Annotated in this window: 12 protein-coding genes; 7 read left to right on the top strand and 5 right to left on the bottom strand. The window is 61.3% G+C overall.

What is annotated here, in order from left to right:
- Positions 1–1,336 precede the first annotated feature (1,336 nt).
- From EET67_RS24295 to EET67_RS24270, 6 genes are all read left to right on the top strand, one after another.
- Positions 1,337–2,086: a thermonuclease family protein gene (locus EET67_RS24295; protein WP_128628773.1), complete on the top strand. Its 750-nt coding sequence runs from the start codon at positions 1,337–1,339 to the stop codon at positions 2,084–2,086.
- Between the two features lie 33 nt (positions 2,087–2,119).
- The gene (locus EET67_RS24290) at positions 2,120–2,419 is read left to right on the top strand and encodes a hypothetical protein (protein ID WP_128628772.1); all 300 of its coding nucleotides are present in this window, start codon (positions 2,120–2,122) and stop codon (positions 2,417–2,419) included.
- A 126-nt stretch (positions 2,420–2,545) separates the two neighbouring features.
- Positions 2,546–4,129 (top strand): hypothetical protein, encoded by a 1,584-nt coding sequence (locus EET67_RS24285; protein ID WP_128628771.1) that lies wholly within the window; start codon positions 2,546–2,548, stop codon positions 4,127–4,129.
- Positions 4,113–5,324, top strand: coding sequence for a PAN/Apple domain-containing protein (locus tag EET67_RS24280; protein ID WP_165900031.1), 1,212 nt, complete (start codon positions 4,113–4,115; stop codon positions 5,322–5,324). Before EET67_RS24285 ends, EET67_RS24280 begins: the two co-directional genes overlap by 17 nt.
- An 85-nt stretch (positions 5,325–5,409) precedes the next feature.
- Positions 5,410–6,353 (top strand): IS630 family transposase gene (locus tag EET67_RS24275; protein WP_245451216.1). Its coding sequence is split into 2 segments (ribosomal slippage): positions 5,410–5,746 and positions 5,746–6,353, totalling 945 coding nucleotides; the frame shifts between segments, so codons are not numbered across the junction.
- A 118-nt stretch (positions 6,354–6,471) separates the two neighbouring features.
- Positions 6,472–7,272, top strand: coding sequence for a class I SAM-dependent methyltransferase (locus EET67_RS24270; protein ID WP_128628769.1), 801 nt, complete (start codon positions 6,472–6,474; stop codon positions 7,270–7,272).
- Positions 7,273–7,399: 127 nt separating this feature from the next.
- On the opposite strand, the gene EET67_RS24265 is transcribed toward EET67_RS24270, so the two are convergent.
- Positions 7,400–8,200, bottom strand: coding sequence for a thermonuclease family protein (locus EET67_RS24265; protein WP_128628768.1), 801 nt, complete (start codon positions 8,198–8,200; stop codon positions 7,400–7,402).
- 318 nt (positions 8,201–8,518) lie between these two features.
- Between EET67_RS24265 and EET67_RS26725 the strand changes: the two genes are divergently transcribed.
- Entirely contained in the window at positions 8,519–8,881 is a 363-nt protein-coding gene (locus tag EET67_RS26725) for an HNH endonuclease (RefSeq protein WP_425359554.1), read from the top strand.
- 7 nt (positions 8,882–8,888) lie between these two features.
- Here EET67_RS26725 and EET67_RS24255 read toward each other — a convergent pair whose 3' ends face one another.
- The 4 genes from EET67_RS24255 to EET67_RS24240 all read right to left on the bottom strand — a co-directional run.
- Positions 8,889–10,910 carry a phage terminase large subunit family protein gene (locus EET67_RS24255; RefSeq protein WP_245451212.1) on the bottom strand — a complete coding sequence of 674 codons (2,022 nt, stop codon included), beginning with the start codon at positions 10,908–10,910 and terminating at the stop codon, positions 8,889–8,891.
- Entirely contained in the window at positions 10,888–11,451 is a 564-nt protein-coding gene (locus EET67_RS24250; protein ID WP_128628766.1) for a hypothetical protein, read from the bottom strand. The genes EET67_RS24255 and EET67_RS24250 overlap by 23 nt, the downstream gene beginning before the upstream one ends.
- Positions 11,452–11,510: 59 nt before the next feature.
- Positions 11,511–12,731 carry a site-specific DNA-methyltransferase gene (locus EET67_RS24245; protein ID WP_128628765.1) on the bottom strand — a complete coding sequence of 407 codons (1,221 nt, stop codon included), beginning with the start codon at positions 12,729–12,731 and terminating at the stop codon, positions 11,511–11,513.
- A 405-nt stretch (positions 12,732–13,136) separates the two neighbouring features.
- Positions 13,137–13,231, bottom strand: a 95-nt coding sequence (locus EET67_RS24240) for a transposase domain-containing protein (RefSeq protein WP_133308878.1), incomplete at its 5' end; no start/stop codon positions are given.

Genomic DNA, 13,231 nt, shown 5'->3' with positions numbered 1-13,231 from the left:
TCCATCACGACGGATCACCGCCGGCGCATGAGCAGGCTTGGGAAAACGCACCGCAAAGGCAACCAGATCGCCGCTTCAGGCCGCCGAAAGCTCAGCGCCGTGCATCAAGCGGGCTAGGTCTTCCCGTTAAGCACCGAGAGCCCCGCCGTCGTGCTGGAATTGAAAGCAGCGCCGAAACGACACGCTGCCGACAACGGGCACGACTGCCTATATAAGTGCGTATAGTTCGCTGGCGCCATCACCCCTCAATCGCCCTGCTAACATCCCGTACCGCACACGTAGTAATAGCGGAATAATCAGACCGCCAAGCGAAAAGCGCGCCGATGGCAGTGACGGTCTGCCGGTCCATGCCTGCAAGTGCGGCAAGCCCTGCGCCACCAGAGCCCAAGATGGTGGGATCCAGCTCTACTGATCAGTATGCTTGCGGATTTTAATTTCGACGCTGATGGGGACGACCCGCTTGTCGATCTCCCTTTCGACTACGATTTCGTGTAACGGCTGGGCGTCGGCGTGCCGCTTTCTTCACCTCAGCCAGAACCTGCTGCACTCGGTCTGGATTCACAGCGGCGCTCTGGCCAGCATAGTCACCCCTGCCGGACACCAGTGGGAACGATGCCCTTCGCGAAGAAGATTGTCATGAGCGCGTCCAGCCAGACGGTGGGCTAGACGATTACGCAGGCCAAGCAGATAGCAGGCGCAGCGGTCCTGCGGTCCTGCATGTCGGCGGCAAAGAAGGCCGCGGTGGAGTGTCTTGCGCACCGGGCTGCATACGTGGTGGCGGTCGACCATCGCGGAGTGTTTGGGTGGGTTCGGCTGGGTGCGCCCAGGGCAGCCTTTTGCTTTTTAGTAAGCTGTCCAGTCGAATATCAGTACATGGAACTGGAGCAGATCCTTGCCACAGCCAGGGGCAACATGGGAACAGTCATGTTGGCCGTTGTCGCGCTGGCAGTGCTGGCAGCCCTGTTCATGACAATTTCAGGCGTGAGGTTCAAACGTCGGGGAACAGCTCCACGGCTCTCTACCGATGAGCTTCGTTTCCGGAACGTCTTTGCAATGATGTCTGAGGATCGCAGACAATCATTGATTTCATACTATTCGCAGAAGCACGGGTGCGGCCGAGAAGAGGCAATGCGACGCGCGATCGAAGATCGTGCGCGAGACGAGGGGCGCTGGTAGCCGTCAAACCGGTGGTTTCGACGGTCGGCAGCAAGAGCTCTTAAGTAGGGTTCGACTGTTTGGACCATCTGTGCTCTTCTTTGAGCGGGTTTGAGCCAGATGGGCATTGCGGGTGGGCAAGGTAGTCGAGTTCGGCAGAAGACCGGCGCGGAAGCGGCGCGTGCAAGCCGAGCGTCGTCGTCGTCCATGGCTTTGGCTGGCGTTAGCGGCAATTGTTGTGGGTGTTGGCGCCTTCCATCTGTGGACGAGCAACCTGCACGTAAACGTTTTTGTCCCCGCCGCCGCGCCAATCCAGGGGCGTGCGTCGGTAGTCGACGGCGACACAATTGGACTTGCCGGCCATCGGGTTCGCCTCAACGGCATTGATGCCCCCGAAACCTCCCAGCAGTGCGAGGATGAAAAGGGCTTTCGCTACCCATGCGGCGCGCAGTCGGCCGCGGCGCTCGATGGATTCCTGACCAAGTCTCAACCCGTCAGGTGCGAGTTCGTCGACTGGGACAGATATGGGCGATATGTCGGGAATTGCTTCCGGGCTGATGGCATGAATGTCGCTGCCTGGTTGGTCGAAAACGGGCATGCGCTGGACTGGCCGAGATACAGCGGCGGCGCCTACGCGGCACAGCAGGCGTTGGCGCGCACCGCGAAGCGGGCACTCTGGTCGGGATCGTTTCAGGAGCCTTGGGAGTGGCGGGCAATGGGGCAGGCAGACCAGCAGGCAGCCGTCCCGCTGCTCGGAGAGCGGGGCGGGGAATGCAACATCAAGGGCAACATCAGCAATAAGGGTGAGCGGATATACCACGTCCCCGGGCAAACATTTTACGACAAGACGAAAATTTCGCGCTGGAGAGGAGAGCGCTGGTTCTGTTCCGAACAAGAGGCACAGCAAGCCGGCTGGCGAAGGGCTCGATAGCAGGATTAACAAACAATCGGCGAGGAAACAGCGATGAACATCCAAGGAAGATCTCGGTGGCTGGTCGCCGCAGCGGCATTCAATTTTCTGGCGCTTCCCGTGGCTGCGCAGGCTCTCAGCGACGTAGTGCGTGCCGATCCCAGTTGCCGGCAGTTTAACGACGGATGCAGCATCTGTCTTGTGACCAGAACAGGTTTGGCCTGCTCGACTCCCGGCATCGCTTGCATCAAAAAACATTGGGTTTGTGCCGATGAGGAGCTCGCTCCGATTTCAAAGCGACCGCCACCCTCTGCTCAAAATGTGACGCTCGACCCGACGGAAAAAAATCGCTGACATCTCAAATATCGATGACCATTTCTGATGGGAGCTCAGTGAGTGAAGTAAAAGTAGTGCAAATGTCAGTCCAAAGTGGCAGGATACTTTGGGCTTCAGGGTTCGGGTGGGGATATGCACGCAGCGATGAGTCAAAAACTGGCCAGCTATGGCCAATGGACCTATCGTGGCGCTTGGGCGCTCGAGATTGTCGCTTCCATCATCGGCCTTACAACCGGTCTAGCACTCGGCATCCAGGCATTCGAAGCAAGCCAATCGGCAACCGCAATGGATCTGGCGTTGGCCAGTGCGCCGTTCTTCATGGTTTCCATTGCGGAACTTACGAAGATCCCCATCGCGACACTCTTATTCAGTGCATCGTGGCTCTGGAAGCCTGTGGTCCTGGTATTCCTGCTGCTGTTGGCTGGCATCACCTTCGAGACAGTCCTGCTGGGACTAGAACGGGCCGGAACTCTCCGCGAACTGCAATATGAGGAGTTGAACAGCAAGATCAAAGTCCTCGAAGAGGAAGTGACTAATCTGAACGCGTACGAACTGGAGGCACACAAGACCGATGAAATCGCCAAAGCCCGCGCCGATCTGGAAGAGGTGAACGGTTTGGCTGCCAAGGCGCGTCAAGAGATGCAGGCCAGAATAGCCGAGGTGGACTCCGAATTGTCAGCCACAACGGTGCTCTCGCCGGACGCTGCACGGGCAAGAGACTCGATGCGCGAAAAGGAGCAGAGGCGGGCGGAACTGTTCGCGCAGCGCGACAAGGACATCACGTCCGCTGTGGAGCAGTTCGAAAGCCAGCGGGACAGTTACGTCGAACGTATCAAATTGGCTCGCGAGGTGAACGACACCACCTCCGCGCAGCGCTGGGAAGCCGAATTAGCCAAGTTGGCCAATCCACGCCCGAAGATCGAGACAAAGTACGAACCTCAGGTGAGGTCAATCGAGGCTGACATCAGCGCCACGCGTGCGGAGTTCGAACGCCTGCGGGCAAGCAGCCCGGCGATGACGACCGAACAGCGGCAGCGTCTGCAGGCCAGACGTGGTGAACTTGACGCGCTCTTCGATACGGTTTCCGCCGATTGGGAGCGGCGCATCGAACGTTCACGGGTAGCGCTGGCGACGGCACAAGAGGCCGAAGGCGTTCAGACTGAGTTATTGACAAAAAATCGGGCGAGGCTGGACCACGTAAAAAGTGAGATAACTGAGCTCGAGAAGCAGCGGATACCTTTGGCAAGAACCGATCAGATCAGACGACTGGCTGCTCGCTGGGAAGGCAAAAAGCCTGAAGAGGTGACTGAGGCTGAGGCTGGCGTAGTGGCGGCGATCTGGTTTAGTTCACTTGCAATCATTGCCGGACTTGCAGGTCCAATTACCGCCATGGTGGCCTTGGCTCTGCAACGCATTGCCGCTGGAACAGAAGGCCCTAAGGGAAGCCGGCTGTCTAGGCTCCTACGGAGAATGTTGCTGACGTGGCGCTGGAAACGAGTGCGTACGGTGAAAGTGCCGGTGGAAATTCCGGTCGAGCGGGAGGTAGAGATCGAAAAGCGTATCGAGGTGCCGGTCGAAAAGATCGTCAAGGAAATTTTATACGTGCCAGTCTTAACGGACGATCCCGCCGCTCTTCGCCAAGCGCTCGATAATGACCTGCCGGCAGAGGTCGCCGACCTGGTTAAAGTGTCCGCAAAGCAGGGTCGTAAAAATGCTGGTTCGACATAACACCCAACTGTTGGAGCAGGCTGTCGACTTGCTGGTAAAGCGAGCGGCCATTCCTACGCTCGAAGCAGAAGCCGCCGCTCAGGATAAAATCGCCCGCGCGACCGGGTTTCGCCGAATGGCCACCGGGGCAGCGGTGGCGTTTGCGGCAATCGGCCTCGGCATTGGCGCTGCGCTGTTTTTCGATCGAGGTGACACCAAGATTGCCGAGGAAGCGCCAAAGCAACCAAAACAAACTGACAGGGTGCATCCTGATGATCGGATTGCCGACGTTGAGAAAAAGCCACGGATCGACGACGGCAAAGAAATTCCGGTTCCTCCCTCCAAACCGATAGCAATTCCACCCGAAAAGCCAGTCACTATTCCTGACAAGCCGGATGTCAAAACCGTAGAATTTACCAAATTTGTGAATCGGGATGTTCAGCTGATGGGGGGAACCTGGAGGCTTACATCGGGTCATTTCTTTCGAGATGAAAACGACGTGATGTGGGAAAATGCATGGTGCTATACCCGGCAGGTCGTTAATGGCGTCGACGTCAACATCGAGTTGGTGAACCGTGTATCTCCCAGCGCGAAGCCGCAGGCGCCAATTTCATCTGGCGCGACACTGGCGTCGGTCGGTCTAAATGACGATACTGCACTCAATTTGGCGACCGAGTGCCCGTGGCTTGACGGGGTTTCATTCCGTCGAAGCGATTTCGCGGAGGGGATCGCTCGTCGAACAGAACGGGAAAAAGCACAGGAGTTTGTGGTCAAGGACGGTTGGGACGCGCTGGGTGGTGATTTCATGAATATGCCCATGCGCAATGTGTCGTTTGAAGACTGCCAGACCCAATGCAATCGGAACGATCGTTGCATGGCGCTGACATATAACAAGAAATTTCGAGCTTGCTTTCTAAAGGGAAGTGCCACGGTTCTCGTTAGAAACATCGACGCTGCGACTGCCGCCCGGAGAGTAGTTGAGGCCGCGCTGCAGTACTCGAGTTTGGTGTTTGCGACGAATACGGTGGTCGTTGGCCATTCATATTCCAACACGGAAATGGGATATGCTGACTGTATATCTGCTTGTTCGACAGCCGAGGTGTGTGTCGGATTCAACTTCGATTCCAAAAACCGCATGTGTGCGTTGATGGACAACGTTGTTTCTTCTTCAAAATTTACCGGAGTTGAATCAGGGCTTAAAGCGACCGCGAACTAGAGCGGGTCCTGCGATCGATGAATCGATTGTGAAGTGACGAGGGCGTTCGCCCGTGATTCAAAGTTCACCTCGATGGAGGTGAACGATGGGAAGAGCACTGAGCGTGGATCTTCGGTCACGGGTCCTGAAGGCTTCGCGCGAAGGCATGTCGGCGCGGCAAGCGGCTGCGCGGTTCGGGGTGGGTGTGTCGAGCGCCATTCGCTGGATTGCGCGGGCCAAAATCGGCGAGTTGGAGCCCCGACGGCAGGGCCGTCGCCGAGCTTCCAGCCTCGATGCGCATGAAACCGTCATCGTCGGGATGATCGAAGAGCGCAAGGACATCACGTTGAACGAGATGGTGGAACGACTGGCCGCAGAGCAGTCGGTGCGGATCAGCCGCAGCGCCTTGAGCGCCTGGCTTCGTGGCCACGGATGGACGTATAAAAAAAGTCCGCGCACGCACTGGAGCAGGACCGCCCCGACATCCTGAAGCGAAGGCAGGCCTGGTTCGACGGCCAGCTCGATCTCGACCCGGCGAAGCTGGTCTTCATTGATGAGACCGGGCTGTCGACCAAGATGGCCCGCCTGCGTGGACGCGCGCTGTGCGGTGAACGCTGCCGGGCCGGCGTGCCGCATGGCCATTGGAAAACCACGACCTTCACCGGAGCGTTGCGGCTGACCGGCATGACCGCGCCCTTCGTCTACGACGGCGCCATGAACGGCCACGTGTTCCTCACTTATGTCCAACAGGTGCTGGCGCCGACACTCGAGCCCGGCGACGTCGTCGTGATGGACAACCTGCCCGCCCACAAGGCCGCCGGTGTGTGCGATGCAATCGTGGCGGCAGGCGCGAGCCTGCTCTACCTCCCGCCCTACAGTCCCGACTTTAACCCCATCGAAAACGCATTCTCGAAGCTCAAGGCATTGCTGAGAGCGAAGGCCGAGAGGACAATCGCCGCCCTGTGGGACACGGTTGGTTCGCTCATCGACCTCTTCACCCCAAGCGAGTGCGAAAACTACTTCAGGGCAGCCGGGTATGACCCAAATTAAACAAGACGTGCTCTAGCTTTTTCACGGCTCTTTTAGCTACAGCCTGTTGGCTGTGCCCCATATTCCTTGGCGTGCATCCAATCGAGGCGTAGCATCAGCGCATCACATGGTGGCTGCGATGACCTCAAGCTTCAACGTGCATGATGCGTCCGGTTATGAGCAACTCATGGGCCGTTGGAGCCAAAAGCTCGCCCCGTTGTTTATCGCCTTCGCGGAGATCGCCAGCGGCGAAAAGATTCTCGACGTCGGCTGTGGCACCGGCAGCTTGACCTTTGCATTGGCCAAAGTCCCCGATCTGGCCGAGATCACGGCAATCGACTTTTCGCCGATTTTTGTCGAGGCGGCGAGGAGGCGCAACACCGACCCTCGGGTCAAGATTGGCGAGGCGGATGCCTGTGCTTTGCCCTTCGATGATGGCACGTTCGACCGCGCCCTGGCGCTGCTCGTCCTCCACTTTGTCCCCGAAGCCGGCAAGGCCGTGGCCGAAATGCGCCGCGTCGTGCGGCCGGGCGGCGTCGTCGCCGCCGTCGTGTGGGATCACCTTGGCGGTATGCCCGGCATGCGCATGATGGTCGACACGGTGGCAGCCCTCAGCGAAAGCGGTCGGCAGCTACGCAGCCGCTACTGCTTCCAGCCAATGATGCAGCCGGGCGAAATGAAGCAGGCCTTTGTCGAGCAGGGGCTCGCGGACGTCACCGAAACCGAGCTGATGATCCGCATGAACTACCGGAATTTCGACGACTATTGGGCGCCGATTTCGGCGGGTGAGGGGCCGCTGGGCAAATATATGGCCACGCTGGATGCCGCGGAACGCGCACGCACCGACGCTGCCGTGCGCGACGCCTACGAAGCCGGTTGGCCTGACGGTCCGCGGTCGTTTGCAAATGTTGCCTGGGCCGTTCGAGGCATCGTTCCCTGAGCCAAGTTGCGAGAGCTATCACCCAGGGTCTCCCAGAAAACCCCAAAAAGGTTCTCTCGGTTTCGCCCGAAACAGTGCCAACGGGCCTAGCCACCTGTCGGGGACCAACGGACTCGATTACGCTCAACTAGCACCAGGGTCGCGGAAGCGGAGGGCAACTGGTATCGCCGCAGCGGAATGATACGGCCAAACCTTCAGATATCAGAATCTCGCCGACATCGCGGCCATCCACGTAAAGGTGTCCGCATGAGCGGCCAAAGTTGCAGGCTTGAGTTCCTTCAGTGCCCGCTTCGCACGCACAAGCAACCTTTTTGAAGGAGATCTGGCTCGACCGTACGAGATTCTTCAGCCGTGCAGCGGCGCGGTCACCCAGTTCCTTTTCTCGTGAACAACGCGGGCTGGCAGTTTCGGGAGCGTTGAAGCCCACTAGTCGCACGCCTCGTGCCTCGCCATTTAGGCGAATTGTGTCCCCGTCCGTGACCGTGAAACCCACAACGCCAAGCTCCTCCGGGGCGTTTGTAAAAAGTTGGTTCACGCTCGGCGGCGTCAGACGGTCTGACAGAGCATAAAGCCAAACGCCAGCGAAGAGGGCTGAAGCAAATGCAAAATCCCGAACGAACCTGCGTGCCAGCCACCGGCCTTCCCTGGCAAGCGCTCCTGTTCGCTTCCGACGATAGGGCCGCGGTGCGCGGTAAGCTTGGTTGGGAAAGTTCGGAGGTCCCGGTTGCGATGCTTTTGCTTCAAAGCCCGTAAGCCGCTTAAGCGTTTGCTCCTGCTTTTCAGTTAGCCTGGTGTTGGCGCCCCACCTGTCGAATTTGCCGCCAATGTCAGTGAGGAATTGGCGTTGCCAATTCGTAAGCCGGCCTTGCGTCAAAGTCGCGGCTATTCGTTCCTTTAAGATCGATACCTCGATAGGCGAATAAGCCATACTTCCCCAGCCCCGCAGAAAGCACCCGTTATTGCAGATACTACAAAACGAGCGGCGCTTTACCAGCATTCAGGAAGTACTTGTTTGGGGTCGCGAGGTGAAGCTATAAGCGATATGCGGAAGCGGCATAATCTGCCGCTTGGGAGCCTACTAGGGCGACTGCATGGATGTCCTGCCAGGTCCTGGCATCTACCGTTGAAATACTGCGGAGTAGCGTTCTTGTGGACGTTGTCTCGTGCGAGGGATTTCCCTTCCGAATGAGGGGCGCCGCTAACCGGTTGCTGCACATCCGCTTCACGAAAATGGTGAAGCAAAAGGATGTGCGACATGCGCAAAACGACAAGACTGGTAGAAATTCGAACCGCTCGCGCGAGCGAGCAGGGTGGAAGGTGTTTTTATTGCGGGTTTCCGATGTGGTCGGCAAACGGCCTCGGCGCGCGCGGCCTTCAAAAGGGCAAGTGGATCCCAGCGAATCTGCAATGCACGGCTGAACACCTTTTGCCGAGATCCGATGGCGGTCAGGATGGCAGGGAGAATGTTGTCGCCGCCTGCCGCTTCTGCAACCAGACCAGGCATCGCCGCGGCAAGGTGCTGCCTCCGAACCAATATCGCGAACATGTGCAGGGCAGAGTCCGTTCTGGCAAATGGCACTCCGCTGCGGTTCGGCGGTTTGTGGAATAGCAGTAGCTCACTCCATCCAGCGGCTGCGGCGGATCCGTCTTGTCCTCAGCCAGGGCTCCCGGGTTCGGGGGCGGATGTTCTGGGTCTGCGAAGCTAAGGTCGGTGGCGGCGCGGTGGTCGCGGCGGGCGTCACCGGCTCCAGTGCAGCGACGCGCTTGCCGAACTGCGCCTCGAGGTCGCGCCAGGTTCCCTCCGGCCAGCGATCGGCGCCGATGATCCAGGCGGCGGCGCGGGCATAGACGCGGCAGTCGAGCGCCTCGTTGCGCTCCCTGAGCTTCTGCCATTCCAGCCGCGAGAAGCCGCGCCGGGTGCGCACGGTGACCAGCTGCTCGCCGACCAGCTGCTTGCACCATTCGCTGTCGACCCAGGCGGGAAGATGGATGGTTCCGGGTGGATGGTGGGCGCCGGCTTCCAGTTTCTCGTCCGTTGGCCGTGGGAGGCGCAGGAAGCGATAGGTCTCGGCCTTGAAGGTGGAGCCGGCCACCGTCCAGAGCTTGGCGCCGCGGCGGATGCGCCGGCCAAGTGATGTCGCATCGACGAAGGTGGGGCCGGTGACCGGACTTGCCCGGTTGAAGCTCTCTACGCCCTTGACCGGCGCGACATGGGCGGAGCCGGCCCGTCGGGCCCAGCCATAGACGGCAGGCGCCTCATAGCCGGTGTCGATCGCCAGGCGGGTGATGCGCATCATGTTGCCGGAGGCGCTTGGCCAGGTGCGGCCGAGCACCGCGTCCAGCGCCTTCCAGCAGGCTTCGTCGCCCGGCCCGCCGTCGAGCACCACGTGGTCGATCAGCCAGCTTTCCAGCCCACGGCCCCAGGCCCAGATGTCGATCTCGATGCGGTCCTTCTGGACGTCGGCGCCGGCGGTGAGGAACAGGCCGCCGCGCGGAACCGTGCCCGCCGCCCAGCTTTCGCGTCGCTCGTGCAGGCGCTGCCAGTCCGGGGCCTCGCCGGTCTCGATCCAGGTCTCGCCGAGAATGGTGTTGCGGAAGGCCTTGATGGATTCATCCGACCCTTGCACTGCCTCGAAGGCCCTGGCGATCGCCTCCCAGGACAGCCAGCCGGCCGGCGAATAGAGTGCAGACAGGTGAAAGCCCGCGGTGGCAGGATCTGCCGGCGTGGCGGTCGCCCGCCACTCGCCTGCCTGCAGCATGGCGGTCTTGCTGTGCTCGCCGATTGCCGCCTCGCAAGCCTCGCAGTGATAACAGGCGGTCTGCGGTTGGCCCTTGTCCCAGCGCAGCCGCTCGAACTTCAGCCATTGCATCACGCCGCAGTCGGGGCAGGGGACATGATAGCGGCGCTGGTCGGATGTCTCGTACTCCCGCTCGATCCGTGACAGGCCTTTGATGGTCGGGGTGGAGGCCAGAAACACCTTGCGGCGATGCGAGAAGGTCAGCGAGCGGGCTTCGGCCAGCGTGACCGGATCGCCCTCGTCATCGGCGGACGCCGGATAGGCATCGACCTCATCGAGGAAGATGTAGCGGGCCGGGGTCGAGCGCAGGCCGACGGCCGAGTTCGCCCCGGTCATGATCAGGATGCCACCGTTGAACTCCTTCGACAGCATGGTGTTGCCGGCATCGCGCGAGCGGGCGGGCTTGACCCGGTCACGCAGGGCCGGGCTTTCCTCGATCAGCGGGTCGATGCGGTGGCGCGAGTTGCGCTTGGCAAGCTCCACCGTCGGCTGGACGGCCAGCATCGGCCCCGGCGCCTGGTCGATGACAAAGCCGATCCAGTTGTTGCCCGCCTCGGTGGCGCCGACCTGGGCGGCCTTCATGAACACCACCCGCTGCACGGGCGAGCCGGGCGACAGCGCATCCATGATCTCGCGCATATAGGGGGTGCGACTGGTGCGGTAACGCCCGGGTTCGGCAGAGGCACGCGCCGCCAGCATGCGGTGCTTGTCGGCCCATTGCGACACGGTCAGGAACGGATCGGGGGCGAGGCCATCGCGCCAGGCGGCGGTCAGGGCATCGACGCCCTCAAAGCTGGTGAGGGGCTCGTCCAGAGCCTCACTTGAAGTCGGTGCGGACATCGGCCAGTTCCCCCAGATGGGCCCGCACATGGCTTTCCAGCGCCCGGTGCATGACAGCTGCATCCACGCCCAGTTCTGCCGCCAGGAGGGCTGCGACCCGGCCCGGCCAGTTCACCCAGGCATCGCGCTCCTGCCGTGCCAGCCGAAACAGGAGGATCCTGGCGCGATCGAGCGAGACGAGCTCGCCCTTCAGCTTCTGCAGCTTCAGCCGGCGCTCCTGCGCCTTCAGCACCTCGTTGGCGGTCCTGGCCTGCAGGAAGGTGGTGGAGCTGCCGACCGCGGGGGCTGACAGCCCCTGTTCGCGCAGCGTCTCGCCGACGGCGGCAACGGCGGCCTCCGGCACCGGCTTCAGCCTGGGTCGGGGCAGGGAGGGACGTTGCCTGGCCGGATCGGTCAGCGCCGCCCGGCGGGTGTCGGAGCCTTGGGCATCGATCGAGCCGTCACTATGCAGCACCAGGCGGCCGGCAAGCTTTGCCTTCTGCACCGCACCGCGGGAGACGCCGGCATGGGCGGCATATTGGCGCTCGCTCATTCCCTGCATTCACTTGCCCCTTTCCGCAACGACAGTGCTTGGCGTCAAGCACCATCATGACCACTGGATCATGTCGGGTGGCGTACGGCCTCCTCGCCGGTGAACGTCTGCCACCGCTCGACGGCAACGTCGCAATAGCGGGGGTCGAGTTCCATGGCGAAGCAGGCGCGCCCGGTGGTCTCGGCGGCAATCAGCGTGGAGCCGCTGCCCGAGAAGGGCTCGTAGACCGAAGCGCCAGTGCCACTGTTGTTCAGGAGCGGCCGGCGCATGCATTCGACCGGCTTCTGGGTGCCGTGCACGGTGGCGTCGTCTTCGGCATCGTCACCAGTGCCGATCGCCCAGATGGTGGTCTGGTCGCGGGCGCCCTGCCAGTGGCCGGTGGCGCCCTCCCTGACCGCATACCAGCACGGCTCATGCTGCCAGTGATAGTGGCCGCGGCTCAGCACCAGCCGCGGCTTGGCCCAGATGATCTGCGAGCGGATGGCAAAGCCGCAGGCCTCCAAACTGTCGGCCACCGTCGCGGCATGGACACCGGCATGCCAGACATAGGCGACATCGCCGGGAAACAGCGCCCAGGCCGCGCGCCAGTCCGCGCGGTCGTCATTGGCCACCCGGCCCGTCCTTGCCGTTGTCGAGACGCCGGCCTCGTTACGCCATTGGGGATCGTAGTCCACCCCATAAGGGGGATCGGTCACCATCAGATGCGGCACCACGCTGCCAAGCAGCCGCTCGACATCTGTTGCCACCGTGGCATCGCCACACAGCAGCCGGTGGCGTCCAAGCACCCACAGATCGCCGCGGCGGGTGACCGGATCGACCGGCGGTTCGGGAATGTCGTCTTCGCCGTCATGGCCACCAGGATCATCGGCAAGCTCACCCATGAGCCGGTCAAGCTCGGCCTCGTCCAGCCCGGTGAGGCTAAGATCGAACCCGTCGCCATTGAGCGCATGAAGCTCCTGGGCCAGCAGTTCATCGTCCCAGCCGCCGAGCTCCGTCAGCTTGTTGTCGGCAATCCTGTAGGCGCGCCGCTGCGCCTCGCTGAGATGATCCAGGATGATCACCGGAACCTCAGGCAGGCCAAGTTCCCCCGCAGCCAGGATGCGGCCGTGTCCGGCAATCACTTCGCCCTCGGCCGAAACCAGCACCGGCACCGTCCAGCCGAACTCGGCCATGCTGGCGGCAATCCGGGCCACCTGGTCGGGCGCATGGGTCTTGGCGTTCTTCGCATAGGGCTTCAATCGCTCGATCGGCCACTGTTCGATGGCGTCCGGTGCGAACTGGATGGTCATGCGTTCCCCTCGACAATCGGACTGGCTTCCGGACTGAACCGCTGGACCCTTGCTGGACCCTTGCTGGATCCGGACTGGACTCCGGGGTCCACCAGGGGTCCATCTGGAAACCAGCAACTCTGCACGCTAAATCAAAGGCTTACGCGGCTCAGGCTTGGCCTGGACTCCGGGGTGGCTTCCCAAAAAAACTGCCTGACGCTGGCCAAGCCCGGCGCTGCGCCCCCCGGCATGGGTTTATCGCCCCGGAAGGACCCGTGGCAGGGGAGGTGTTGGCTCTTGTCTCGTTCACTCAAATCTCCTTCAGACACTATATCACGACCGCAAGTGTTTGTAATTGCATGACTTCTACGCTGTAGTTCCTTTGTTTGCGCAGCATTTCCTTCGTAAGCGGGTAGCCGCGGCCGTTCAGGCTTTGAAGTTCCAGGGCATGAGATCGTCGATCCGGGAGATCGGCCAGCCCTGGGCAATGCGCTCGAGGGTCTGGGCGAGCCAGGCGTGTG

Source organism: Borborobacter arsenicus, from assembly GCF_003934165.1.
Classification (GTDB): domain Bacteria; phylum Pseudomonadota; class Alphaproteobacteria; order Rhizobiales; family Rhizobiaceae; genus Pseudaminobacter; species Pseudaminobacter arsenicus.
Note: the sequence above shows the minus strand (reverse complement) of the source record. Positions and strands in the feature narration are given on the sequence as shown.

Bases quoted from the DNA above. Each gene is read 5' to 3' on its own strand.
- EET67_RS24290 (WP_128628772.1), top strand. From the start codon at position 2,120: ATGAACATCCAAGGAAGATCTCGGTGGCTGGTCGCCGCAGCGGCATTC.
- EET67_RS24285 (WP_128628771.1), top strand. From the start codon at position 2,546: ATGAGTCAAAAACTGGCCAGCTATGGCCAATGGACCTATCGTGGCGCT.
- EET67_RS24280 (WP_165900031.1), top strand. From the start codon at position 4,113: ATGCTGGTTCGACATAACACCCAACTGTTGGAGCAGGCTGTCGACTTG.
- EET67_RS24270 (WP_128628769.1), top strand. From the start codon at position 6,472: ATGACCTCAAGCTTCAACGTGCATGATGCGTCCGGTTATGAGCAACTC.
- EET67_RS24265 (WP_128628768.1), bottom strand. From the start codon at position 8,200: ATGGCTTATTCGCCTATCGAGGTATCGATCTTAAAGGAACGAATAGCC.
- EET67_RS26725 (WP_425359554.1), top strand. From the start codon at position 8,519: ATGTGCGACATGCGCAAAACGACAAGACTGGTAGAAATTCGAACCGCT.
- EET67_RS24255 (WP_245451212.1), bottom strand. From the start codon at position 10,910: ATGTCCGCACCGACTTCAAGTGAGGCTCTGGACGAGCCCCTCACCAGC.
- EET67_RS24250 (WP_128628766.1), bottom strand. From the start codon at position 11,451: ATGCAGGGAATGAGCGAGCGCCAATATGCCGCCCATGCCGGCGTCTCC.
- EET67_RS24245 (WP_128628765.1), bottom strand. From the start codon at position 12,731: ATGACCATCCAGTTCGCACCGGACGCCATCGAACAGTGGCCGATCGAG.